This window comes from Bacillus sp. PK6-025 (assembly GCF_056530265.1).
Window position 1 is genome coordinate 747,545 of the sequence record NZ_CP096509.1, and the last position, 24,119, is coordinate 771,663.

22 protein-coding genes are annotated in these 24,119 nt (G+C 44.7%); 16 read left to right on the forward strand and 6 right to left on the reverse strand.

Annotated elements, in window-relative coordinates; all coding sequences use genetic code 11:
- Positions 1–4 precede the first annotated feature (4 nt).
- From M1D67_RS03780 to nagB, 7 genes are all read left to right on the forward strand, one after another.
- On the forward strand, positions 5–364 hold the full coding sequence (locus M1D67_RS03780) for a DUF2620 domain-containing protein (RefSeq protein ID WP_020450457.1): 360 nt from the start codon (positions 5–7) through the stop codon (positions 362–364).
- A 145-nt stretch (positions 365–509) separates the two neighbouring features.
- A complete protein-coding gene (locus M1D67_RS03785; protein ID WP_020450458.1) occupies positions 510–1,811 on the forward strand; it encodes a YhfT family protein in 1,302 nt (433 codons plus the stop codon).
- A 26-nt stretch (positions 1,812–1,837) separates the two neighbouring features.
- The gene (locus M1D67_RS03790) at positions 1,838–2,722 is read left to right on the forward strand and encodes a phosphotriesterase family protein (RefSeq protein WP_048350655.1); all 885 of its coding nucleotides are present in this window, start codon (positions 1,838–1,840) and stop codon (positions 2,720–2,722) included.
- On the forward strand, positions 2,719–3,867 hold the full coding sequence (locus M1D67_RS03795; RefSeq protein WP_154059256.1) for an aminotransferase class V-fold PLP-dependent enzyme: 1,149 nt from the start codon (positions 2,719–2,721) through the stop codon (positions 3,865–3,867). Before M1D67_RS03790 ends, M1D67_RS03795 begins: the two co-directional genes overlap by 4 nt.
- Entirely contained in the window at positions 3,860–5,086 is a 1,227-nt protein-coding gene (locus M1D67_RS03800) for a phosphopentomutase (RefSeq protein ID WP_479831598.1), read from the forward strand. The genes M1D67_RS03795 and M1D67_RS03800 overlap by 8 nt, the downstream gene beginning before the upstream one ends.
- Positions 5,086–6,237: a YhfX family PLP-dependent enzyme gene (locus tag M1D67_RS03805; protein ID WP_479831599.1), complete on the forward strand. Its 1,152-nt coding sequence runs from the start codon at positions 5,086–5,088 to the stop codon at positions 6,235–6,237. Before M1D67_RS03800 ends, M1D67_RS03805 begins: the two co-directional genes overlap by 1 nt.
- Before the next feature lie 142 nt (positions 6,238–6,379).
- Positions 6,380–7,108 (forward strand): glucosamine-6-phosphate deaminase, encoded by a 729-nt coding sequence (gene nagB / locus M1D67_RS03810; RefSeq protein WP_020450463.1) that lies wholly within the window; start codon positions 6,380–6,382, stop codon positions 7,106–7,108.
- Positions 7,109–7,371: 263 nt separating this feature from the next.
- Here nagB and M1D67_RS03815 read toward each other — a convergent pair whose 3' ends face one another.
- Positions 7,372–8,064 (reverse strand): MgtC/SapB family protein, encoded by a 693-nt coding sequence (locus M1D67_RS03815; protein ID WP_020450464.1) that lies wholly within the window; start codon positions 8,062–8,064, stop codon positions 7,372–7,374.
- 219 nt (positions 8,065–8,283) lie between these two features.
- Positions 8,284–9,765 (reverse strand): sodium/proline symporter PutP, encoded by a 1,482-nt coding sequence (gene putP, locus M1D67_RS03820; RefSeq protein ID WP_479831600.1) that lies wholly within the window; start codon positions 9,763–9,765, stop codon positions 8,284–8,286.
- A gap of 441 nt (positions 9,766–10,206) precedes the next feature.
- On the opposite strand from putP, the gene gatC reads away from it, so the two are divergent.
- From gatC to M1D67_RS03845, 5 genes are all read left to right on the forward strand, one after another.
- A complete protein-coding gene (gene gatC, locus M1D67_RS03825; RefSeq protein ID WP_003179590.1) occupies positions 10,207–10,497 on the forward strand; it encodes an Asp-tRNA(Asn)/Glu-tRNA(Gln) amidotransferase subunit GatC in 291 nt (96 codons plus the stop codon).
- A gap of 22 nt (positions 10,498–10,519) precedes the next feature.
- Positions 10,520–11,977, forward strand: coding sequence for an Asp-tRNA(Asn)/Glu-tRNA(Gln) amidotransferase subunit GatA (gatA, locus tag M1D67_RS03830; RefSeq protein ID WP_023855604.1), 1,458 nt, complete (start codon positions 10,520–10,522; stop codon positions 11,975–11,977).
- A gap of 13 nt (positions 11,978–11,990) precedes the next feature.
- Positions 11,991–13,421: an Asp-tRNA(Asn)/Glu-tRNA(Gln) amidotransferase subunit GatB gene (gene gatB, locus M1D67_RS03835; protein ID WP_479831601.1), complete on the forward strand. Its 1,431-nt coding sequence runs from the start codon at positions 11,991–11,993 to the stop codon at positions 13,419–13,421.
- A gap of 161 nt (positions 13,422–13,582) precedes the next feature.
- Positions 13,583–13,885, forward strand: coding sequence for a DUF2089 family protein (locus M1D67_RS03840; RefSeq protein WP_020450468.1), 303 nt, complete (start codon positions 13,583–13,585; stop codon positions 13,883–13,885).
- Complete coding sequence (locus tag M1D67_RS03845) at positions 13,882–14,163, forward strand: hypothetical protein (protein WP_020450469.1); 282 nt, start codon at positions 13,882–13,884, stop codon at positions 14,161–14,163. The genes M1D67_RS03840 and M1D67_RS03845 overlap by 4 nt, the downstream gene beginning before the upstream one ends.
- 72 nt (positions 14,164–14,235) lie before the next feature.
- On the opposite strand, the gene M1D67_RS03850 is transcribed toward M1D67_RS03845, so the two are convergent.
- Positions 14,236–15,318 (reverse strand): glycoside hydrolase family 26 protein, encoded by a 1,083-nt coding sequence (locus tag M1D67_RS03850; protein WP_479831602.1) that lies wholly within the window; start codon positions 15,316–15,318, stop codon positions 14,236–14,238.
- Positions 15,319–15,441: 123 nt separating this feature from the next.
- Complete coding sequence (locus M1D67_RS03855; RefSeq protein ID WP_479831603.1) at positions 15,442–16,290, reverse strand: TetR/AcrR family transcriptional regulator; 849 nt, start codon at positions 16,288–16,290, stop codon at positions 15,442–15,444.
- Positions 16,291–16,436: 146 nt separating this feature from the next.
- Here M1D67_RS03855 and M1D67_RS03860 point away from each other — a divergent pair, with 146 nt between their 5' ends.
- The gene (locus tag M1D67_RS03860; protein WP_035337022.1) at positions 16,437–19,595 is read left to right on the forward strand and encodes an efflux RND transporter permease subunit; all 3,159 of its coding nucleotides are present in this window, start codon (positions 16,437–16,439) and stop codon (positions 19,593–19,595) included.
- Positions 19,596–19,729: 134 nt separating this feature from the next.
- Positions 19,730–19,930, forward strand: coding sequence for a hypothetical protein (locus M1D67_RS03865; RefSeq protein WP_035337019.1), 201 nt, complete (start codon positions 19,730–19,732; stop codon positions 19,928–19,930).
- A gap of 86 nt (positions 19,931–20,016) precedes the next feature.
- Here the strand turns inward: M1D67_RS03865 and M1D67_RS03870 are convergent, their stop codons facing one another.
- Positions 20,017–20,559, reverse strand: a complete 543-nt coding sequence (locus M1D67_RS03870; protein ID WP_035337017.1) for a GNAT family N-acetyltransferase — start codon at positions 20,557–20,559, stop codon at positions 20,017–20,019.
- Positions 20,560–20,572: 13 nt separating this feature from the next.
- On the reverse strand, positions 20,573–21,526 hold the full coding sequence (locus M1D67_RS03875) for a nucleoside hydrolase (protein ID WP_035337015.1): 954 nt from the start codon (positions 21,524–21,526) through the stop codon (positions 20,573–20,575).
- 199 nt (positions 21,527–21,725) lie between these two features.
- Here M1D67_RS03875 and M1D67_RS03880 point away from each other — a divergent pair, with 199 nt between their 5' ends.
- Together M1D67_RS03880 and rlmD are read left to right on the forward strand one after the other, a co-directional pair.
- Positions 21,726–22,640: a diacylglycerol kinase gene (locus M1D67_RS03880; RefSeq protein ID WP_023855610.1), complete on the forward strand. Its 915-nt coding sequence runs from the start codon at positions 21,726–21,728 to the stop codon at positions 22,638–22,640.
- A gap of 48 nt (positions 22,641–22,688) precedes the next feature.
- Positions 22,689–24,071 carry a 23S rRNA (uracil(1939)-C(5))-methyltransferase RlmD gene (gene rlmD, locus M1D67_RS03885; RefSeq protein ID WP_479831604.1) on the forward strand — a complete coding sequence of 461 codons (1,383 nt, stop codon included), beginning with the start codon at positions 22,689–22,691 and terminating at the stop codon, positions 24,069–24,071.
- The last annotated feature ends 48 nt before the right edge of the window (positions 24,072–24,119 follow it).

A 24,119-nucleotide genomic window follows, 5' to 3' on the forward strand; every position in this document is an offset into this window, starting at 1 on the left:
TATTATGGTGAGAATCGTAATAGGCGGACAGTTGAAAAAACAAGCGATTGAAAAACTTGTTAAAGAAATTGGGGGAAGCAATGTAGAAGTTTTGGTTAAAGGTGATTTGGACGCTGTTATGGCTGTGAAAAACAATAAGGTAGATTATTATATTGGCGCCTGTGAAACAGGATCCGGTGGTGCGCTTGCAATGGCAATTGCATTATTAGGCAAAGATAAATGCGTCACCTTGGCTTCGCCAAGTACCATAAAAAACAAGGAAGAGATCGAGAAGGAAGTAGAAAGCGGCAAAATTGCCTTTGGTTTTACAGCTTCGTCTTCACAAAATATATTAAACATTTTAATTCCTTATTTATTAAAATAAATGAATTTTTTTCTTTATATTTTGTTACACCGGCTTCAACTGTATACATTTTTTTCAGTTAAAGAAAGCGCTTTCCTGGATGATTTAAGAAGCACGGATGACATGATGTACAGAAGATGAGAAAAATCATAGAGGTGAATAATGAATGGACCTTTCTTTAATTCAATGTCTTGTCATAGCGGCTGTTGGTGCATTAGGTTCTATACTAGTAAATCGCGGAGTAGCAGTGTTTAATGATGGTTTGCGACCGATTATGCCCGAATACCTTGAGGGGAGAATGACAAGAGGGGAGCTTGCTGCAACAAGTTTTGCATTAAGTTTTGGCTTAATCATAGGGTTTGGTATTCCGCTTTCAATAGGAGCAACAATCATTATTGGACACAGCATTTTATTGGCGTGTGACATTATTGGCATTTGGACTCCGGAAAACAAAATAGGCATGATAACTGCAGGGGTTATTGGTGCCGTTTATAGTATTGGAATCGTTTTAGGACTGCAATTTGTAGTGGATTTATTTGGCATGTTTCCCGTGAATTTTATAGATTCTTTAAGTCTTATTGGTCAGCCTATTATTATTGCATTTACAGTATTTCCAGCTGTAGCGGTTGGATATCAGCACGGTTTAAAAAAAGCCGCCGTCACTGCAATCGTCACTTTGGCTTCGTTTCTCTTATTCGAGAAGTTTGGAACATTTCAAGCTGCAGGATATAAAATTTCGCTCAGTCCTGAAGGAATGGCTTTATTAGCAGGAATGTTAATGATGATTTATTATGCTGCGAGAATTAGAGGCGGAGATGAATCTACTAATGCAAATTTAGTGAATATATTTAATGAGCGTGTAAATCGAATTAAAAAAAACCGCTGGTTATTAGCTCTTATGGGAGGACTTGTTTCTTTAACATCATCCATGCTGATTTTAGCAGTGGATGCAATGCCTCAAGCATTGATTAATAAAGAGCTTTACACAGAGGCGGCAATCGCTACATTTGCACGTGGAATTGGCTTCATCCCTTTAGTTTTTTCAACTGCGATCGTAACAGGAGTTTATGGTTTAGCTGGTACCACTTTGGTATTTGCAATCGGTCTTATTTTCAGGGATATACCGATATTAGCATTTCTGTTGGGCTTTTTAGTCATGTATTTAGAGGTCGTATCATTATCCGCAGTATCAAAAAGTATGGACAAACTGCCTGGTGTAAGGGAGATGGGGGAGCATATTCGCACTTCGCTGTCAGATGTTCTAGGAATGGCTATATTAATTGGCAGTGCGATGGCAGGGGAAAAAATTGCTCCCGGTATTGGCTTCTTCTGGGTGATTGGATTTTATTTAATAAACCGAATTGCATCAAAACCACTTGTTGAATTGGCTGTCGGCCCTATTGCAGTTATATTGTTGGGGATTGTTGCCAATCTTCTCTATGCAGTCGGTTTATGGCAGGTTGGCTAAATCATCGAAAGAGGGGAAGTTTCCGAATGTTGAAAGACGGAATGACCTATATGCATGAACATACAACGATAGACCTTTCCGAAGTAAAAAACAATGAGGATTGTAAGTTGGATGTATTTTCTGAAACCGTTAGAGAATTTAAAAGTTTATACGAAAAGGGCGTACGCAATATTGTGGATGTCACGAATATTGGAATGGGGAGAAATATTACATACGTTCAAAAAGTAGCAGAAGAAACAGGCATTAATATTGTCTTTTCAACTGGTTTCTACCAAGATACTTTTTACCCGATCCATGTGTTTCGCGAACCAAAAGAAAAGTTGGCAGAAAGAATGGTAATGGAGATTGTTGAAGGAATTAGAGGAACAGATGCTAAAGCCGAGCTGATCGGTGAAATTGGAACAAGTTACAATAAATGGACGGAAACCGAACAAAAAGTATTTGAAGCGGTTGTTGTGGCGCATAAGAAAACAAAAAAACCAATATCAACCCATACTTCCATAGGAACATTAGGGCATGAACAAGTAGAATTTTTCAAAAAACATGAAGTTGATTTAAACCGAGTGGTGATAGGGCATGTTGATTTATCAGGAGATGCCGATTATATATTGAAAATGCTGAGAGAAGGTGTGTATGTAGAATTCGATACAATAGGTAAAGAAAATTATATGTCTGATCGTGTTCGGGCAGAAATGTTGAAAAAGATACAGGCTAAAGGGTATATAGACAAGGTTTTGCTGTCTATGGACATCACCAGAAAATCACATTTGGTATATAAAGGCGGGGTGGGCTATTCATATTTGATAGACACGTTTATCCCTCTCTTGCAAACCTATGGAATAACTGGTGAATCAATTGATAAGATGTTGATTAAAAATCCTCGCGCTTTTATGAAAGGGGAGAGTGAATGAGCATGGAAACTTATCCTCTATATAGTCTATCTATTGAAGAAGCCATGCATAGACAATTTAAGTTGGTGGATGTCATGACAAGACATTTTCGAGGAGAAGAATTGCTTTCACTTGGCGATTTAGGCGTTGTAAAAGGAATGAATAAACCGCGGTTCACAAAAAAAATAGAAGAGACACTAGCCGATTTCTTTGGCACAGAGAAAGCAATGTTAGTTCGTGGTGCAGGAACAGGGGCATTGAGATTTGGTTTTATGAGTTTTTTAAAGCCAGGTGACGAGATCCTAGTCCATGACGCACCTATATATCCAACAAGTAAAACAACGTTAGAGTCGATGGGGGTCTTGCCAATATACGCGGATTTTCACGATTCTGAACAAATAAAAGAAGCCATCCTCAAACACCCGAAGTTAAAAGGTGTATTGATTCAGCATACGAGGCAAAAAATAGATGACCATTACGATTTGGCTGAAACAATAAAAAAAATACGTTCCATTCATTCTAGTCTAGTCATTATTACGGATGACAACTATGCTGCGATGAAAGCAGAAAAGGTTGGAGCGCAAGTCAAAGCCGATTTGTCCACCTTTTCATTGTTCAAGCTACTAGGTCCGGAAGGTATTGGAGTCATTTTAGGCAAAAATGATTTAATACAAAGAATAGAAAATTTAAACTATTCAGGCGGAAGCCAAGTTCAAGGTTATGAAGCTTTAGAAGCTTTAAGGGGCCTGGTATATGCGCCGGTTATGCTGGCAATTCAAGCAAGTGTCAATGATCAGTTAGTTCACTCGCTTAATAATGGAGCCATTAAAGGTGTTAAAAAGGCTTATTTGGCAAATGCACAATCAAAAGTCTTACTTGTAGAGTTTGTTAAACCAATTGCCGAAAAAGTGCTCCATCATGCTAATGAATTGGGAGCGGCACCCCATCCGGTAGGTGCTGAATCAAAATACGAGTTTGCACCAATGTTTTATAGAGTGTCTGGCACTTTTTTATCTGCAGATCCATCACTGGCCAAAAAAATGATCCGCATTAATCCATTAAGAAGCGGTCCTGAGACCATTTTAAGAATTCTAAACATATCCGTTCACCGAGCAACAGAAAATCTTAGTGTAAATCCTTCAATAGGGGATGATATAAATGAATAAAAGAGTCATTATCATAATATTAGACAGCTTAGGTGTCGGTTATATGGAAGATGCAAGCGATTATCACCCTTTAGACGTTGGCGCTAATACTTTCTATCACATACTTGATACGGTGCCTTCTTTAAACATTCCAAATCTCGAAAAATTGGGTATAAACAAAATCTTGCACCATCCTAAATTGAAAAATGTAGACCATATTGCCAGCTATGGTGTTTTGAACCTGATGCATCAAGGAGCAGACAGTTTTGAAGGGCATAATGAAATCATGGGGACAAAGCCAAAAAAGACATATTTAGCTCCTTTTGTAGAACATATCAATCATGTTAAACTCGCTTTGGAAGATCAGGGTTATAAAGTTAACATACCAAATTCAGATTTGCCGTATCTATTAGTAAACGATTTAGTAGTCGTGGCCGATAATATCGAAACAGATTACGGGCAAATTTATAATGTAAGCGCTCCGCTGGATTATATTCCGTTTGATGAAGTGTTGAAAATAGGAAGATGTGTCCGTCATCATGTTAAAGTAAATCGTGTGATTGTTCTTGGAGGCGAAAATGTAACACCTGAACACTTGCAGAGGTCAGTTGAAAGAAGAGAAGACGGATTAGTAGGAGTGAATTCGCCTAAATCTAATGTATACAAGCAAGGGTATCAAGTCCGTCACTTAGGTTTTGGTATCTCTCCCGAGAAGCAGCTGCCAACATTGGCGAAAAATGGGGGAATGGAAGTTTCTCTTATCGGAAAAATGCAGGACATTATTTATTGTAAAGGTGCAAATAGGTTTCCGGGTGTAGATACGGAACAAGTTATGAAGGATATTATACAGGAGATGGACCGTGTCAAAAAAGGCGTGATTGCTGCCACAGTACAAGAAACCGATTTAGCCGGACATGCACAGAATCCTGTGCGTTATGCGAATCGGATTGAAATGGTAGATCAATATTTGCCGGAAATTCTCCGTAAAATGACAGATCAGGATCTGCTGATGATTAGTGCAGATCACGGGAATGACCCTACGATCGGCCATAACCAACACACACGGGAAAAAACGTATTTGCTGGCTTATCACAAAAAGTTATCCCCCGTAAATATCGGGGAAAGAAAAACGCTATCCGACATTGCTGCAACTTCTGCTGATTATCTAGGGCTTCGCAATACTGAAAACGGCAGTTCATTCCTTCATTTAATGCAAAAAGGAAAAGAGGAGACAGACTGATGTTTTTGGAATCTACATTAAAATATAATAAAAAATTAATAGAAGCTGCATTGGATTTTCATCAGCGGGGAATCATTTCACCTAACACTTATGTATTAGATTTGGACACTGTCAAGAAAAATGCAAAAGTTTTAAGTAGAAAAGCCAAAAAACAGGATATTGAACTGTTTTTTATGACAAAGCAATTTGGCCGTAATCCGTTGGTAGCACAAGCTATCGCCGAAAGCGGAATTGACAAAGCGGTTGCTGTAGACCCGTGGGAGGCAATCACACTCAGCCAAAATGGAATCAAGATTGGGCATGTCGGACATCTTGTTCAAATACCTATTCATATGATTCCGGCTATATTAAAGCTTCATCCTGACTATGTTACGGTTTTCAGTCTTGCAAATGCTCGAAACATTAGTAGAGCAGCTAAGGAAATGGGAAGAAAACAAAAAGTGTTTTTACGTATCGCAAACAAAGAGGATTATATATATAAAGGTCAAGAGGGAGGGTTCACTTTTGAAAAAATCGTTAAGGATATCGAATCGATTGAACAGTTAGAAGGAATTGAAATTGCAGGTTTAACAAGCTTTCCTTGTATATTGATTAAAGACGGCCTTCCAACAGTTACTCCGAATGTAACATCCATGCAAACCGTAAAATCTTTTTTAATGGAAAGAGGGTATAAAAGGCTTGAGATGAATATGCCAAGTGCAACATCTTGTGGAACAATCAAATTGTTGAAGGAAAATGGTGCAACTCAAGGCGAACCCGGTCATGCTTTAATTGGAACGACGCCCATTCATGCAACGAAAAAACTCGCAGAAAGACCTGCAATGGTATATGTAACTGAAGTATCCCACATATCTAATCATCATGCTTATGTTTTCGGCGGTGGATTCTATCCGCGTTCACATATGAAAGCGGCGCTGGTTGGAACAAACAAAAATCATCTTAAGAAGGTTCAAGCTATTGAAATGACACCTGATCATATTGATTATTATGGCGCATTAAACACAGTTGAAGCAAAAGTCGGCGATACGGCAATATTTGCTTTTCGTACACAAGTCTTTGTCACGAATGCGCATATTGCAATCTTAAAAAACGTTTCTGAAGATCCTGAACTTATCGGTGTATTTGATTCTAAAGGAAATGTAATCGAGTAAATGATCGTTATCAGCGGAATATCGGAGTTCTTGAATAATGGATTGTCTTACTGAGGTGTAGCGAAGATGCCTTGTCTTTTTGAAGTGCAGTTTAATACAGTAGTCCGTCTTGGACATGTTATTTTGCGGAAAGGAGAACGACGTGAAAATTATTCATGTATCAGGTTATGAAGAAATGAGTGAAAAATCAGCTGATTTAATGACTGAGCTCATTAACAATTCAAAAAATCCTGTTATCGGTTTTGCAACAGGTTCGACACCGCTAGGTTTGTATAAATGCCTGATCAAAAAGTATCGGCAAAAGGAAATATCATTTAAGAATGTTACTGCTTTTAATTTAGACGAGTACGTTGGACTGGCTAAAGAAAATAAAAACAGCTACCATTATTATATGAATGAAATATTATTCAAACATCTGGATATTAGGCAAAGGAATATCAATATCCCAAATGGGATGGCGGAAGATTTGGAACAAGAATGCATCAGTTACGACAGACTTGTTTCCGAAAAAGCAATTGACATACAAATATTAGGGATGGGATTGAATGGTCATATCGGTTTTAATGAACCGGGGACAAGCTTTAAAAGCAGAACCCATATCGTTGATTTGGATAAATCAACCCGGCAGGCAAATTCCCGGTTCTTTCGTTCCTTGGACGAAGTACCGACAAAGGCATTGACCATGGGAATTGAAACAATAATGGAAAGTAAGCGGATCCTTCTGCTCGTGTCTGGAAATGAAAAATCTGAAGCATTGGCACGGCTGCTGAACAGCACCCGTGTCTCCCAAGAGTTCCCTGCTTCAATTTTAAGGAAACATAATGATGTGATTGTGATGGCAGATGATGCGGCCTTAAATAAAATTCAATAACAGACATCGGCTGATGACATTAAAAAAATTTCAAGAGATCTCCTAGCGATCAATCAGTAAAAAACGACTGAATATAGCAAATTTCCACCCTACTGGTAAGGAATTACATATACGCTTGTCCTCATATTATTTATTCGAACAGTTGAAAAGGGGAGAATAGAGGAAATTGAATAAATCCTCTAGGCGAGAGAAAGCCATCATCCTATAGAACCGACTGTCCATATTTATGATCCACAAAAAAAGCAGCCAAAGGGCTGCTTTTTTTAAAGCGTATCGCATTTTACGCCGACGACGCCGTCGATCGCTTTGATATCGTAATAGACATCGGTGACATACCGTTTCTTATGAACCATGATTTTCGTTTCCATGACCGGAAATTCATTATCGCGCATATCATCGATCCGGACGGAATGAATCCGGATTTTTTTCGCTTTCATTTCCTTGAGGATATCCGTCAGTTTATCCTTGTCATTCAGAGACATGCGGACGCGGATTTCTTTTTCCTGCAAGCGGTTCGGGCCGATTTTGCCGACGATCCACGGCAAAAACTCGACGCTGATTAAAATGAAAATGAGACTGACAAATGCTTCTTTATAAAAGCCCGCTCCGATGGCGACGCCGAGGCCGGCTGCTCCCCAGATCATCGCTGAAGTGGTCAGGCCGGAAATGACGTCGTTGCTTTTGCGTAAGATCACGCCCGCTCCGATGAAGCCGATCCCCGATATGATTTGTGCGGGAAGCCGCAAAGGGTCCATCATAATTCTGTTCGACTTTGGAAAATGGTATGCCGCATCAATGCTGATCATTGTCAGAACACAGGAACTGATCGCAATCACGATGCACGTTTTTAAGCCGAGCGGCTTGTTTTTCAGCTCCCTTTCGAGACCGATGACCATTCCGATTAATGTTGCGATGCCAAGCTTCAACAGTGTTTCTGTTTCAATATGCCAATCCATGCCCATGATCTCCTTTCCGACAATATCTTATATGATTGATATGATTTTCTCACAGACGCTATGGATCGACAACTGTTTTTGAAGGGGACGTCGCGGAACCATTCATCAGCAAGAAAGCCCAATACTCCTACCATTATATTGCCGGTGTGGCATCAAAAGAATTCCGTCTGAGCAAAAAAGCCGCCGGATATCGCCCGGCGGCTTTCATTGCCTGATCATTTAAGAATGTTCTTCCTCATGCGTCTGTTCCATTTCTTCAAACATATCTCTTGCTGCTTTTGCCGGCTTGTTCGTGATCATGCTGACAGCGTAAACGACAATCAAGCTCAGGAAGAAACCAGGGATCATTTCATAGATTCCTGTCTTCTCCTGCAGACCGGTCAGAATGCAAATCAGCACGGTCACGGCTCCTGTGATCATACCGGCCAATGCGCCCCACTGGTTCATCCGCTTCCAGTACAAGCTGAGAAGGATGGCGGGTCCGAATGCGGAACCAAACCCGGCCCACGCATAGCCGACCATATCAAGGATCGTGTTGTTCGGTGTCAGAGACAGAAGGATCGCGATGACGGCGACAAGCAGAACGCTCAGACGTCCGACAAGAACGAGTTCCTTATCCGAAGCTTTGCGCCGGAAAAACGTCCGGTAAAAATCTTCCGTCATGGCGCTTGATGTGACAAGCAGCTGGGAAGACACCGTACTCATAATCGCCGCGAGCAAAGCGGAAAGCAAAAATCCGGTAATCAGCGGATGGAATAATACCTTTGAGAACACGATAAAAATCGTTTCCGGATCTTTAAGCGCTGTACCCGTTTCATGGACATACGCCACACCGATCAGTCCGACAAGCAGTGCGCCGATTACGGAGATGATCATCCAGCCCATTGCGATGCGGCGCGCAGGCTTCAGCTCTTTTACGGATGAAATCGCCATAAAGCGGACGATAATATGCGGCTGACCGAAATAGCCCAGTCCCCAGGCGAGAAATGAAATAATGCTAATGACGGTCGTTCCTTTGAAGAAATCGAGCAAGCTTGGATTGATTTCTTCGATCACATTGAAAGTCGGCGTAATTCCGCCTAATTGAGTAAAGGCAACGATCGGCACGAGCACTAAAGCGATAAACATAATCAAACCTTGCACAAAGTCAGTGAGACTGACGGCCAAAAACCCTCCGAACAGCGTATAAGCAATCACGACTGCTGCCGTTAAGAAAAGACCCATTTTATAATCGAGGCCGAACGCCGTTTCAAACAGTCTTCCTCCGGACACCATACCCGCCGACGTGTACAGTGTGAAAAACACCATGATGACGATGGCTGATGCCAGGCGCAAGATTCTCGTCGTATCATTAAACCGATTTTCGAAAAAATCCGGAATTGTAATCGCATCGTTTGCTACTTCTGTATATGTGCGCAGCCGGGGAGCGACAACCAAGTAGTTCACATAAGCTCCGATTGTTAAACCGACGGCAAGCCAGGCGCTCGAAAGTCCTGTCACATACATGGCTCCGGGCAGTCCCATCAGCATCCAGCCGCTCATGTCCGACGCGCCGGCCGATAAAGCCGTAACAGCAGGCCCAAGACCTCTGCCGCCGAGCATGTAGTCATTCAAATTGGATGTCTTTCTGTAGGAATACCAGCCGATTAAGAGCATCGCGGCAAAATAAATCCCTAACGAAATAAATATTTCAACACTCACGTTTCATATCTCTCCTCTTTAAAAATAATGTGGCATCACCTCTTTAAAATTTTCGACAATACTGACTTGCGGTACGAAGAAAATTGCAGGGCCCCCTCTTTGAAAAATCAAGTATTGGAATTAAGGCGCTGCCGATTAGATCGTACTTAGTTACCTAACCTATCAAACTATTCCCCATCAATCAACCGTGAAAAACATCCGATTTTATTGAAAAAGAGCGCGATGGTTCTGATAAGCATCATAATGAAAACGCTTACAAATATTATATAAAGTAAAAATATTCTGAATATTAGTACGTGCTATTTTACTGAATTTTTCATGTGCGATAAAATAAAAGCCGCCTAATGGGGCGAAGATCGTGGTTTTGTTGATTTAGAAGGCTAAAATTTGATATGATCAGTATTATGACTAAGCGAGAATAACCTTGGAGGTGTTTTTAGTATGTCGCGTATTTCTATAGAAGAAGTAAAGCATGTCGCCCATCTTGCCAGACTGGCGATTACGGACGAGGAAGCGGCGATGTTTACCGAACAGCTTGACAGCATTATTTCATTTGCAGAAGAGCTGAACGAAGTCGATACAGAGAATGTTAAACCAACAACGCACGTATTGCAAATGAAGAATATCATGAGGGAAGATGTCCCTGATAAAGGACTTCCGGTTGAGGACGTTGTCAAAAACGCGCCTGATCATAAAGACGGCTACATCCGCGTGCCGTCAATCTTGGACTGAATAAAGGAGGGAGCGAGAAAACATGTCACTGTTTGACCATAAAATATCTGAATTAAAACGTCTCATACATAATAAAGAGATCAGCATATCAGATTTAGTCGATGAATCTTACAAACGGATTCACGAAGTTGACGGAAAGGTACAAGCCTTTTTGCAGCTTGATGAAGAAAAAGCCCGCGCATACGCCAAAGAATTGGACGAAGCGCTTGATACCCGTGATGAGCACGGCCTTCTTTTCGGGATGCCGATCGGTATTAAGGACAATATCGTAACAAAGGATCTGCGGACAACGTGCGCAAGCAAAATTCTCGAGAACTTTGATCCGATCTATGATGCAACCGTTGTTGAGCGTCTTCACGAAGCTGAAGCGGTCACCATCGGAAAGCTGAATATGGATGAATTCGCGATGGGTTCTTCCACAGAAAACTCAGGCTTTAAAAAAACAAAAAACCCGTGGAATCTCGAAACTGTTCCGGGCGGATCAAGCGGAGGCTCTGCGGCTGCGGTTGCGGCCGGAGAAGTGCCGTTTTCACTTGGATCTGACACGGGCGGATCGATTCGCCAGCCGGCATCTTTCTGCGGCGTCGTCGGCTTAAAGCCTACATATGGACGCGTTTCCAGATACGGTCTTGTCGCATTTGCTTCTTCATTGGATCAAATCGGCCCGATCACAAGATCTGTCGAAGACAACGCCTACCTTCTTCAGGCGATTTCAGGCGTCGACAAAATGGATTCGACGAGCGCCAATGTGGACGTGCCCGACTATCTGTCAGCGTTAACCGGCGACATTAAAGGACTTAAAATCGCCGTGCCGAAAGAATACCTCGGCGAAGGAGTGGGAGAAGAAGCGAGAAATTCCGTGCTTGAAGCGCTGAAAGTGCTCGAAAGCCTTGGCGCGACATGGGAAGAAGTATCGCTTCCACACAGCAAATACGCGCTGGCGACTTACTACCTGCTTTCTTCATCTGAAGCGTCGGCAAACCTGGCGCGCTTCGACGGCATCCGCTACGGCTACCGCACGGACAATGCCGACAACCTGATCGACCTGTACAAACAAACGCGTTCCGAAGGATTCGGAAACGAAGTGAAACGCCGCATCATGCTCGGTACGTTCGCGCTCAGCTCAGGCTACTATGATGCGTACTATAAAAAAGCGCAAAAAGTCAGAACGCTGATCAAAAAGGACTTTGAAGACGTATTTGCAAACTATGACGTCATCATCGGACCGACAACGCCGACGCCGGCATTTAAAATCGGCGAAAAAACAAGCGATCCGCTGACCATGTACGCCAATGACATTCTGACGATTCCTGTCAACCTTGCGGGCGTACCGGGAATCAGCGTCCCGTGCGGCTTGGCGAACGGCTTGCCGCTCGGCCTGCAAATCATCGGCAAACACTTTGACGAAAGCACAGTATACCGCGTCGCCCATGCATTCGAACAGGCGACAGACCACCATAAAGCAAAACCTGAACTGTAAGGGGTGAAAAAACATGAACTTTGAAACGGTAATCGGACTTGAAGTCCACGTGGAGCTCAAAACAAAATCGAAAATTTTCTCCAGTTCTCCAACGCCATTCGGCGCGGCGGCCAACACGCAGACAAGCGTTATCGACTTAGGCTATCCGGGTGTACTGCCTGTGTTGAACAAAGAAGCCGTTAATTTCGCGATGAAAGCCGCGATGGCGCTCAACTGCGAAATTGCGACAGAAACGAAATTCGACCGGAAAAACTATTTCTACCCCGACAACCCGAAAGCTTATCAAATTTCTCAATTTGATAAACCGATCGGCGAAAACGGCTGGATCGAAATCGAAGTCGGCGGAAAAACGAAGCGCATCGGCATCACCCGCCTTCATTTGGAAGAGGATGCGGGAAAACTGACGCATACAGGCGACGGCTACTCCCTTGTCGACTATAACCGCCAGGGAACACCGCTCGTTGAAATCGTCTCCGAGCCCGATATCAGAACGCCTGAAGAAGCTTACGCCTACCTTGAAAAACTGAAATCGATCATTCAGTATACAGGCGTTTCCGATTGTAAGATGGAAGAGGGCTCGCTCCGCTGCGACGCCAACATCTCCCTCCGTCCGATCGGACAAGAGGAGTTCGGCACAAAGACAGAGCTGAAAAACCTGAACTCATTCGCCTTTGTTCAAAAAGGCCTTGAGCACGAAGAAAAACGCCAGGCGCAAGTTCTTTTGTCAGGCGGTGTCATTCAGCAGGAGACGCGCCGCTATGATGAAGCGTCCAAAACGACGATTTTGATGAGGGTCAAAGAGGGATCTGACGACTACCGCTACTTCCCTGAGCCTGATCTTGTCGAGCTTTACATTGACGATGAGTGGAAACAGCGCGTGAAAGACAGCATTCCTGAGCTTCCGGACGAGCGCCGCAAGCGCTACATTGAAGAGCTTGGCCTGCCTGCCTATGACGCGAAAGTGCTCACTTTGACAAAAGAAATGTCCGACTTCTTCGAAGCGGCCGTCGAAAAAGGCGCAGACGCGAAGCTGGCGTCGAACTGGCTGATGGGTGAAGTGTCGGCTTACTTGAATGCTCAGCAACAAGAGCTTGCGGATGTCGCGCTCACGCCTGAAGGCCTTGCCGGATTGGTCAAGCTGATCGCAAAAGGCACGATTTCATCGAAAATCGCGAAAAAGGTCTTCAAAGAATTGATCGAAAAAGGCGGAGACGCAGAAAAAATCGTCAAAGAAAAAGGCCTTGTGCAAATTTCTGACGAAGCGATGCTCAGAAAGCTTGTCACAGAAGCGCTCGACAACAATCCGCAATCGATCGAAGACTTCAAAAACGGAAAAGACCGTGCGATCGGCTTCCTTGTCGGCCAAATCATGAAAGCCTCAAAAGGACAAGCGAACCCGCCGATGGTCAACAAGCTTCTTCTTGAAGAGATTAACAAACGATAAAAATAGATTTATGCTACTTAAAATGGAGGTCCTCATATTGGGGACCTTTTTTATTTGTGTAAACATGTAAATAAAATTAAAGTTTATTTGAATTTTATTTATAAATATATTATTATTAATTTAAATTTTGTTTTTAAATTTATTGATAAGAGGGGCTGTCTATGGAAAGAAAAGATGTACCCGAGTGGATATTGGCTTTAGAAGAAGAGGATGTAGAATTTATTAAAAACTTTACGCTGAAATCTGGTTCGTTAAAAGAAATTGCAAAGAGTTATCAAGTATCTTATCCAACAGTTAGGGTTAGGTTGGATCGATTAATACAAAAAATTCAACTCATTGATGAATTGGAAAATGAGACTTTTGTTCATTTTATTAAACAGTTAGCTATCGATGATCAGATAAGTCTGGAAAATGCAAAGTTAATCATTGAGAAATATAAAAAAGAGCGGGGTGTTCATAAATGAATACTATATATATACTACTGATCGGATTTGCAATACTGGGAATTCAATATTTTTTATCGACCAGAAATCGTACTTTTTGGGGAGCTATACTGCCAACAGCTTATATCATTTTTCTCGTTGCATTATCCATTCATGAAGGAAAATCTTTCGCATCATTCTATCTTCCTCTTATTGGCGGACTGGCTTTATTGCTGGGGGAATGGATTAAAGGCAGAGAAGCTTTGAAAAAAAAGCAGGAAAGAGAAATGAGAGTTATGAAAGCCATGGATATTAAATAACAGGATCAGCCTCAAAAGGACAGAACAAGCTGCTTAAAAACCTTGGAGAATAAATTCTCCAAGGTTTTTTCATTATTCCACGACAGGCGTCAAAGAACCGCCGTCCCAGATGTCTCCCTTATTCAGCGTCCATGGATGAAGATAGAGGGCGCCCGCTCCCTTATTCACAGCAGGGCTCCACCCATCGTTCCACGCCAGGAAGTACGTCGTATTCGGGTATTTCTCTTTGATTGCATGGATAAACCGCGCGTAATCCAGCCCGCCGTTTGTCGTCTGTGGCCCGACCTCTGTAAAGGCAAACGGCTTGTTCAGAGATGTGAGCTGATCGTAGCCATCAATGGCGTGCGGGTCATCAAAATAAGCGTCAAGCCCGACGATGTCAACATATGATGCGCCCGGATAAAAGTCTGTTTTAAAGTCTCTGTTGGCGTCAGGCGCATACACCCACAACAGATGATCCAAGCCTCTTGTCTTTGTCATATAGTCATAGATTTTCACATAGAGCCGTTTGTATAAGGAGATTCTCGCGCTGTCTTTTTGATTATATTGCGTCAGCCCCCACCAGAACCATTCGCCGTTCATTTCATGAAGGGGTCTGAATAGAACGGGCACGCCTTCATTTTCAAGCTCCTGAAGGCCATCGGCGATTTTGCTCAGCATCGCCTCAAGCCGTTTTCCTTCGGGCGTGGAAGAATCTAAAATTCTCTCATACTGGCTGTTTGAAATCTGAGTTTTATAATGACCCGAAGTAAACGCGGGGTTTGCGAGGTGCAGGCTGATTTGCGGAATGCCTCCGCCTTTCCAGTATGCGATCAAGTCGCTGTTGCAGCTGTAGTCAATCGTATCGGCGATCTCTTCCGGCTCCAGCCATCCCCTTGCATAATCGCAGCCGTATATGGCTGGCAGCTGTCCTGTTGCCTGTTTGATCCGGTCGGCTTCAGCCAGCGAAAATGTGTCGAGGCTGTATCCTCCGAATGCCCCGGACATCACTCGGTTTTCCGTCCGATTGGGCAGGTGGGCAAGCCAGTTCATCACCGCTTTCGTCGTCGGCTGGGCATTCGGATTCACCGGAGAAACGGTGTGTGCGTAGCTCGGCTGCGAAACGGCAAAAGCAAGGAGCAGCGCGAAGATGGAGCAAACGATGCTTTTTTTCACTAAGGTAAAACCCCCTAAAAATCTAGATTGTCTTAAGCGATCTTATTATACATGCTGTTTCCAAAATATTCATGGTCAGATCGTCGTATTGTAGGGAAATAAAAAAACAGCCATCAGGCTGTTTTATGAATGTAGGAAACGGGTGATCATTCCATATAGATGCTGAACATTGTCCTGATGCTCCAAATTTGTCAGCATGCCCTGGAGCACGGGGACGCGGGGCGAATCTTTTCTCAGCTCTTCCTCGATCACATCCAGTGTAATGAGAATGTCTTCCGCCAGGGCCGGCTGACGTTTGGCATCTTCAAGCTCCCGCAAAATCGTATGTTTATCGGCCGTATTGCCGGCGTTCCGGTAATAGCTGTACGTCCGTCCGGCCAGGATCGGCTGCTCCCCGTTTTGAACCATGCCATCAATCATGTCATCGATTCTTCTCATAATAAAATCCGCAAGTTCGTAAAAATCGATATCCAGTTCATTAAAGATAAACAAATTTTGATAAGACTGCACGATGCCTTGAACGATCACGGACAAGTCTGACAGATAGGGCTTCACAATGTCCCCGTAGGCTGCTGACAGCGCGTTTTGATACGTCTCGTGGAATTTTTGGCTGACATTTTTAAAATATTCTTCGATTTTGCTGTTTTCCGGGATGCTATGTTCGCTGATCATCACGAGAATAAAGTCGCGGTGCTCCTTGCTCTCACTGAATTGATAAGCAATCTGCTCCTTGAACGTTTCCTTCGGAGGAAAATTCTTTTGCTGAATGATCTTCATATTTTCCATCGTTCGATCGATATAATACTTAATGATTGCAAGCAAAAGCGCTTCTTTCGACTTGAAATGCAGGTAGAAAGCTCCTTTTGAGATGTTGCATTCATTGGCGATGTCCTGAATCGTTGTGGAAGCAAACCCGTTTTTCGCGAACAGGTGCAGGCCTGCTTTAATGATTTTTTCTTCTTTTTCTGTCATGAATGTACCCCTTTAACACTTCTTTAAAATTGAATAAATTTTAACATATATAAGTTGACGCTGTTTACTTTTGAAGTTTATTATTGTATAGAATGACCAGTCAGTCAATCTGTATTCTGAAAATGATATACACAATGGAGGTCGTAATGAATTCTATCATTAATTTTGTACTAAAGAACAAGTTCGCTGTGTGGCTGATGACGATTATTGTTACGGTTGCCGGCATTTATGCGGGTTTAAATATGAAGCAGGAATCGATTCCTGATGTAAACATGCCTTATTTGACCGTCAGCACGACATACCCCGGAGCCACTCCGAGCCAGGTAGCTGATGAAGTCACAAAGCCTGTTGAACAAGCCGTGCAAAACCTGGACGGCGTCAGCGTTGTGACGTCCACATCATATGAAAACGCATCATCGGTGATGATTGAATACGATTATGAAAAGGATATGGACAAAGCGAAGACGGAAGCCGCTGAAGCATTGGCGAATCTCGATCTGCCGGACAATGCGAAAGAGCCGAGCATTTCGCGCTACAGCATGAATTCCTTCCCGATTCTCGCGCTCAGCGTGTCCAGTGATAAAGACGATCTTCAAAGCTTGACGAAAAAAGTGGAAGACAGCCTCCTGACGAAGCTTGAAGGCCTTGAAGGCGTAGCTTCCGTTCAGCTTTCCGGACAGCAGGTTGAAGAAGTCGAATTTTCATTTAAAAAAGACAAATTGAAGCAATATGGGCTTGACGAGGATACAGTCAAGCAAGTGATTCAAGGATCTGATGTGACGACTCCGCTTGGGTTGTACACATTCGGCAAAGAAGAAAAATCGGTCGTCGTCAGCGGCGATATCGAAACAATTAAAGACTTGAAAAATATGAGAATTCCAGCGGCGTCTGCTGGAGGCGCAAGCGCGCAAGCCGGAGCGCAAAGTGCGCAAGCGGCCCAGGGCGCGCAGGCTCAAGCCGGAGCACAGAGCGCCGGACAAGCTCAGCAAAGCGCGGGAATCCCGACGGTTAAGCTGTCTGACATCGCAACGATCAAAGATGTCAAAAAAGCCGAATCCATTTCACGAACCAATGGTAAAGACAGCATCGGCATCAGCGTCATTAAAGCAAACGACGCCAATACCGTCGAGGTAGCCGACAACGTAAAAGCTGAACTCGAACAATTCAAAAAAGACCACAAAGGCTTCAAATACAGCTCGACATACGATCAAGCCGAACCGATCACCGAGTCGGTCGAGACGATGCTGAGCAAAGCGATTTTCGGAGCGATCTTTGCGGTTGTGATCATTCTCTTATTCCTAAGGGATATTAAATCAACATTAATCTCGGTCATTTCGATTCCATTGTCATTGTTAATCGCACTGCTCGTCTTGAACCAGCTTGATATCACGCTGAATATCATGACGCTCGGCGCCATGACAGTCGCCATCGGACGGGTTGTCGACGACTCGATCGTCGTCATTGAAAACATTTACCGCCGCATGAGGCTGAAAGATGAGCCGCTACGCGGAAAAGCGCTCGTGCGCGAAGCGACGAAGGAAATGTTCATGCCGATCATGTCATCAACGATCGTGACGATCGCGGTATTCCTGCCGCTCGCACTCGTCGGCGGTCAAATCGGGGAATTGTTCCTGCCGTTTGCCTTAACGATTGTATTCGCGCTTGCCGCATCCCTGCTGATCGCGATCACGCTCGTGCCGATGCTTGCGCACACCCTCTTCAAAAAGTCGTTGACAGGTGCGCCGGTGAAGGCGAAAGAACACAAGCCTGGGGTACTGGCCAACTTCTACAAAAAAGTGTTGAATTGGTCGCTCAGCCATAAATGGATCACTTCGATCATCGCGGTTCTGATGCTGGTCGGAAGCTTGTTCCTCGTGCCGCTAATCGGAGCGAGCTACTTGCCTGCTACAAAAGATAAAATGGTGCAAATCACATACACTCCTGAACCTGGAGAAACGAAAAAAGAAGCTGAAAAAGAAGCGCAAAAAGCTGAAAAAGTCCTATTGGACCGCAAACACGTCGATACGGTTCAATATACGTTAGGAGCGGGAAATCCGCTGATGGGCGGAAGCTCAAACGGCGCGTTGTTCTATATCAAATATGAGGAAGACACACCTGATTTTGATAAAGAAAAAGACAACGTCCTAAAAGACATTCAGAAGCAATCCAAACGCGGAGAATGGAAAACCCAGGATTTCAGCTCTTCAGGCAATAACAATCAGTTAACGTATTATGTGTACGGAGATTCAGAAAAAGAGATTAAAGGCACTGTAAAAGAGATCGAAAAGATTATGAAAGACCAAAAAGACCTGAAGAACGTAAACTCAGGCCTGTCCAGCACATATGACGAATTTACTTTTGTCGCTGACCAGGAGAAATTAAGCAAACTCGGGTTAACGGCATCACAGATTTCTCAGGCGCTCATGAAAGAAACATCGCAGGCGCCGCTTACAACCGTGAAAAAAGACGGAAAAGATCTTGATGTCACGATTAAAACAGAAGAAGAAACTTATAAGAGTGTCAAAGATTTAGAAAACAAGAAAATCACAACTCCGACCGGCCAGGAAGTAAAAATCGGCGATGTCGCGAAAGTGAAAGAAGGCACGACATCTGACACGATTTCAAAACGCGACGGCAAAATCTATGCCGATGTCACGGCGGAAGTCACATCTGACAACGTCACAGCCGTATCAGTCGACGTACAGAAAAACATCGACAAGATCGAGCTGCATGACAACGTCACAATCGATACAGGCGGCGTATCCGCTGATATCGAAGATTCCTTTACAAAACTCGGACTCGCGATGCTTGCGGCGGTCGCGATCGTCTACCTCGTGCTTGTGATTACCTTCGGCGGAGCACTGGCGCCATTTGCGATCCTGTTCTCGCTACCGTTTACGATTATCGGCGCCTTGGTGGGACTATACGTATCAGGAGAAACGATCAGCCTGAACGCAATGATCGGAATGCTGATGCTGATCGGAATCGTCGTCACAAACGCAATTGTCTTAATCGACCGCGTCATCCATAAGGAAGCGGAAGGGCTCTCAACGAGAGAAGCGCTCCTTGAAGCCGGCTCTACAAGGCTCCGTCCGATCCTGATGACGGCCATCGCCACAATCGGCGCCCTGATTCCATTGGCGCTCGGATTTGAAGGCGGCAGCCAGGTCATTTCAAAAGGACTCGGCGTCACCGTTATCGGCGGTTTGATCAGTTCGACGCTCCTTACCCTGCTGATCGTACCGATCGTATACGAAGTGCTGGCGAAATTCCGCCGGAAAAAACCGGGTATGAAAGAAGAGTAAGTCGATAAAACATGAACCCCTTGGATTGCTCCTTTCCAAGGGGTTTTTTCTTTGATGAGACGATCGTCGGTGTTTAACAAATATATCCTGTGTTATGCTTTGTTTAAAAAAGGCAACTTCAGAGGAGGCACTGAATGGAATCGAAAGGAAACAACGAACCAAGCCCCAAAGCCGTAAAGCGGCTCACCTGGATCATACCGATCGTGTTGATCGGAGTCATTTTTCTCTTGAAAAATATAAGAAATCCTGTGACTGATGTTTTATTTTATATTGTATGTGCAAGTGTTATCACCTTAGTCATTTTCAGCATCATGAAAGAGACAAAAAGCAGATGAAAACTTGTCGATAAAGGTTGGAATGATCTTCATCGACAAGCTTTTTTAATGCTGCTGATTTCGTTTTCCAGCCCCAAAAGAAGCGGTTAATTATTCGGATTGATTACCGCCAGCAGCTGATGGTCTTCCCATTTTCCGTTGATCTTAACGTTTTTCCGGGCGATGCCTTCTTTGTGAAAGCCCGCCTTCTCCAGCACCCGGATCGAGGCAAGATTACGGGGCATGACGCCGGCTTCGATGCGATGGAGCTTGAGATCTTGAAAGGCGAACTCGACCATCAGCTTGACGGCTTCTGTCGTGTAGCCTTTGCCGTTGTGTTTCTGATCCAAAAAATAGCCGATGAAGGCGCTTTGCAAGGAGCCGCGCAGTACCTGGAAAAGGTTGATCGTTCCGATCAGCGTATCGTTTGCAGGATCAAAGATGCCAAAATAATAATCTACATCGTTCTGCATATTTTCATATAAACTTTGAAGCCTCTTCTGTTGTCCTTCGATTGTATAAAACTCTTCGTTCCGCTCCATTGAAAACTGTTCAAAAAACGGGCGGTTTGCGTTCTGCAAGTCAAGGCAAGCCTCGGCGTCTTCAGCCGTGAGCGGTCTGATGTAAATGTTTGTCCCTTTTTTCATCATGGAAAGTCTCCTTTTATAAAGATGGAATACGATCGGCTTTTTTCATCAACTCTTCAAAATACGCAAAAAATTGATCCCTGTCGACTTGATCGACGACTTTGACCATTCTGCCGCGAGGATGCTCTTCTGTCGTTCCTTGGCGCGGGCTTTCCGTATGGACAACCGCCTTGACGCTGCGCGAGCGTGTCATATCGACTGTGCCGAGCGTCAGTGTCGTCAGCACATCCCAAAGGTAGTATGTCGAATTCGTCTCGTTATGGACAAGCGGCGGACACATCGCATAGCACTGGCCGATAAAATCGATCCCGACATGCTTTCTGAGGCTCGCCCAATGGGAGCGGATATCATTTGTCAATGGCACTTGGTTCGTGCTTTCAAGCGCGACCATTTCGATCTGAATATCGCGTTCGAACACCGTCTTGACGCTGTAAGGGTCCCAAAAGGCGTTCCATTCCGCCGTCCCGTCGTGCTCAGGCTCTTCCACATTTCCTTTCTCAAGGAAAGTGCCGCCCATCCAGACAAGCTTTGCAATGTGTTTGATGATCTCAGGCTCTTCCTCAAGCGCCCTCGCCAAGTCTGTCAGCGGGCCGGTGAACAGCAGCGTCACCGGTTCGGGGCTCTGTTTGACGCATTCAATGAGATGAAGGTGGGCGGGCAGGTCTGACACCGGGGTCCTGACTTCGCCTTTTTCATTTAAAAGCGGCAGGGCGTCGACATAAAAAGCGTGCATGCGCCACTCCTTCGGGAACGGATGCACCCCTCTCGAATCGGATGCCGCAGTCTCGACCTGGTACGAACCGAAGCGGTCAATGATTTTTCGGCTGGCACTGAGAGCCGGCTCCAAATAGCAATCCGCCGGTATGACGGATGCTCCGATCAATTTGACATCTTCCATCTGCAATAGCAGAAATAAAGAGACGAGATCATCGACGCCTCCGTCATGGTTAAAATAAACGGGCTTTTTCACAGCAACATCTCCTTTTTTCTTAATATTAATTATTTTACATCAATTAGATCCCGAAGTCTTTTTTACCATGAATTAGGGCATTTTATCTAAAATTAAACAAATAATAAAACCCATTTTGTTGCGATTTTTTCAACAACTAGTATAATTAAAGGTTGTTGGTAAAGAAATGATACGGATACTCTAATAGGATGATGAAAACATGAAACGTGCACGAATCATATACAATCCGACTTCCGGACGCGAAATCTTCAAAAAAAACCTTGCCCAAGTTCTGCAGAAGTTCGAGCAGGCAGGCTATGAAACGTCTTGCCATGCGACAACAGGGGAAGGGGATGCCGTACAGGCCGCCAGAAACGCCGCTGAGCGGGAATTTGACTTGATTGTTGCGGCCGGAGGAGACGGCACATTAAATGAAGTCATCAACGGACTGGCGCCGTTGGAACACCGTCCCAAGCTCGGAGTCATTCCGGTCGGAACGACGAATGACTTTGCGAGAGCGCTCGGCATTCCGCGCGAGGATATTTTGAAGGCGGTAAACACAATACTAGAGGGAGAAGCCCGTCCGATTGACATCGGCCGCGTCAACGGCCAATATTTCATCAATATTGCCGGCGGCGGACGCCTCACCGAACTGACATATGACGTACCAAGCAAATTGAAGACGATGCTCGGTCACCTCGCCTATTATTTGAAAGGAATGGAAATGCTCCTTCCTTCGCTAAGGCCGACCGAGGTCGAAATCGAATACGACGGCAAGCTGTTTGAAGGAGAAGTGATGCTGTTTCTCGTCATGCTGACGAACTCCGTCGGCGGCTTTGAGAAGCTCGCTCCAGACTCAAGCTTGAACGACGGCATGTTTGACCTCGTCATTTTAAAACGGGCAAACCTCGCCGAATTCATCAGACTTGTCGGACTTGCCCTCCGCGGCGAACATATCAATGACGAGCATATCATCTACACGAAAGCAAACCGCGTCAAAGTGACGGTCAAAGACAAAATGCTCCTCAACCTTGACGGCGAATACGGCGGCGAACTGCCGGGCGAATTCGAAAACCTCTACCGCCATATCGATGTCGTCATGTCAAAAGAAAAAGCGAGAAAATTGGATGATTGAACTTGGTCTAAAGAGCTGGCCAAGTTTTTCTTATAGCAGGTGAAAAAGATGAAACAAAAAGCCCCCGTTCAAAAAAATGAATATTACAATGTCGTATTTGAAGATTTAACACACGAAGGAGCCGGCGTCGCCAAAGTCGACGGCTTCCCGATTTTCGTGCCGAACGCACTCCCTAACGAAAAGGCGCAGATCAAAGTGACCCGGGTCAAAAAAGGCTTCGCCTTCGGCCGCCTCATCGACTTGAAAGAAGAAAGCCGTTTTCGCACGGACGCGCCGTGCCCGATCTATAAGCAGTGCGGCGGCTGCCAGCTTCAGCACATCAACTACGAAGGCCAGCTTCTATACAAGCAGAAGCAAGTCAAAGACGTGCTTGAGCGCATCGGCAAGCTCGATTTAAGCCGGATCACCGTCCACCCGACCCTCGGCATGGAAGACCCGTGGAACTACCGAAACAAAGCGCAGGTCCCTGTCGGTGAAAGAGAAGGCGGTCTGATCGCAGGCTTCTACCAGCAGCGCAGCCATGAAATCATCGACATGAACGAATGTCTGATCCAGCAGTCGGAAAACGACCGCGTCGTTCAAGCAATCAAAGAGATCTGCGGCAAATACGGCATCAAAGCGTACAACGAAGAACGCCACAAAGGCTGGCTCAGACACATCATGGTCAGATACGGCGCCGTCACAGGCGAAATGATGGTCGTCTTCATCACAAGGACAAACGACTTCCCGCACAAAGCGAAAATCGTCGAGGAGATCACCGCGGCATTCCCGCACGTCAAATCGATCGTCCAAAACATCAACCCGAAAAAAACAAACGTCATCTTCGGCGACGAAACAACCGTCATCTGGGGAGAAGAATACATTTACGACACAATCGGCGGCATCAAATTCGCCATCTCCGCCAGATCGTTCTACCAAGTCAACCCTGAGCAAACAAAAGTGCTCTACGACAAAGCGCTTGAATACGCCGAACTGAACAGCGAAGAAACCGTCATCGACGCCTACTGCGGCATCGGCACGATTTCGCTGTTTCTGGCGAAGCAGGCGAAAAAAGTATACGGCGTCGAAATTGTACCGGAAGCGATTGAGGACGCAAAGCGGAATGCCGAGTTGAACGGTATTGAGAACGCTGAGTTTGAAGTTGGCGAAGCTGAGGTCGTGATTCCAAAGTGGTATAAGGAAGGCATTACGGCTGACACGCTAGTCGTTGACCCGCCGCGCAAAGGCTGCGATGAGGCGTTGCTGCGGACGATTTTGGAGATGAAGCCGAAGCGGGTTGTTTATGTGTCGTGCAACCCGGGAACCTTGGCGCGCGATTTGCGGGTGCTGGAGGATGGCGGGTATGAGACGCTTGAGGTGCAGCCTGTTGATATGTTTCCGCATACGAGCCATGTGGAGTGTGTGGCTGTACTTTTCAAAAAAGATAAATAAAAATTTAAAAACATAAGCCTCTCTAATCCAGGAGAGGCTTATAATGTT

Excerpts from the sequence above, each read along its gene's own strand:
- M1D67_RS03780 (WP_020450457.1), top strand. The coding sequence starts at position 5 with ATGGTGAGAATCGTAATAGGCGGACAGTTGAAAAAACAAGCGATTGAA.
- M1D67_RS03785 (WP_020450458.1), top strand. The coding sequence starts at position 510 with ATGGACCTTTCTTTAATTCAATGTCTTGTCATAGCGGCTGTTGGTGCA.
- M1D67_RS03790 (WP_048350655.1), top strand. The coding sequence starts at position 1,838 with ATGTTGAAAGACGGAATGACCTATATGCATGAACATACAACGATAGAC.
- M1D67_RS03795 (WP_154059256.1), top strand. The coding sequence starts at position 2,719 with ATGAGCATGGAAACTTATCCTCTATATAGTCTATCTATTGAAGAAGCC.
- M1D67_RS03800 (WP_479831598.1), top strand. The coding sequence starts at position 3,860 with ATGAATAAAAGAGTCATTATCATAATATTAGACAGCTTAGGTGTCGGT.
- M1D67_RS03805 (WP_479831599.1), top strand. The coding sequence starts at position 5,086 with ATGTTTTTGGAATCTACATTAAAATATAATAAAAAATTAATAGAAGCT.
- M1D67_RS03815 (WP_020450464.1), bottom strand. The coding sequence starts at position 8,064 with ATGGATTGGCATATTGAAACAGAAACACTGTTGAAGCTTGGCATCGCA.
- gatC (WP_003179590.1), top strand. The coding sequence starts at position 10,207 with ATGTCGCGTATTTCTATAGAAGAAGTAAAGCATGTCGCCCATCTTGCC.
- gatA (WP_023855604.1), top strand. The coding sequence starts at position 10,520 with ATGTCACTGTTTGACCATAAAATATCTGAATTAAAACGTCTCATACAT.
- gatB (WP_479831601.1), top strand. The coding sequence starts at position 11,991 with ATGAACTTTGAAACGGTAATCGGACTTGAAGTCCACGTGGAGCTCAAA.
- M1D67_RS03840 (WP_020450468.1), top strand. The coding sequence starts at position 13,583 with ATGGAAAGAAAAGATGTACCCGAGTGGATATTGGCTTTAGAAGAAGAG.
- M1D67_RS03845 (WP_020450469.1), top strand. The coding sequence starts at position 13,882 with ATGAATACTATATATATACTACTGATCGGATTTGCAATACTGGGAATT.
- M1D67_RS03855 (WP_479831603.1), bottom strand. The coding sequence starts at position 16,290 with ATGACAGAAAAAGAAGAAAAAATCATTAAAGCAGGCCTGCACCTGTTC.
- M1D67_RS03860 (WP_035337022.1), top strand. The coding sequence starts at position 16,437 with ATGAATTCTATCATTAATTTTGTACTAAAGAACAAGTTCGCTGTGTGG.
- M1D67_RS03865 (WP_035337019.1), top strand. The coding sequence starts at position 19,730 with ATGGAATCGAAAGGAAACAACGAACCAAGCCCCAAAGCCGTAAAGCGG.
- M1D67_RS03870 (WP_035337017.1), bottom strand. The coding sequence starts at position 20,559 with ATGATGAAAAAAGGGACAAACATTTACATCAGACCGCTCACGGCTGAA.
- M1D67_RS03880 (WP_023855610.1), top strand. The coding sequence starts at position 21,726 with ATGAAACGTGCACGAATCATATACAATCCGACTTCCGGACGCGAAATC.
- rlmD (WP_479831604.1), top strand. The coding sequence starts at position 22,689 with ATGAAACAAAAAGCCCCCGTTCAAAAAAATGAATATTACAATGTCGTA.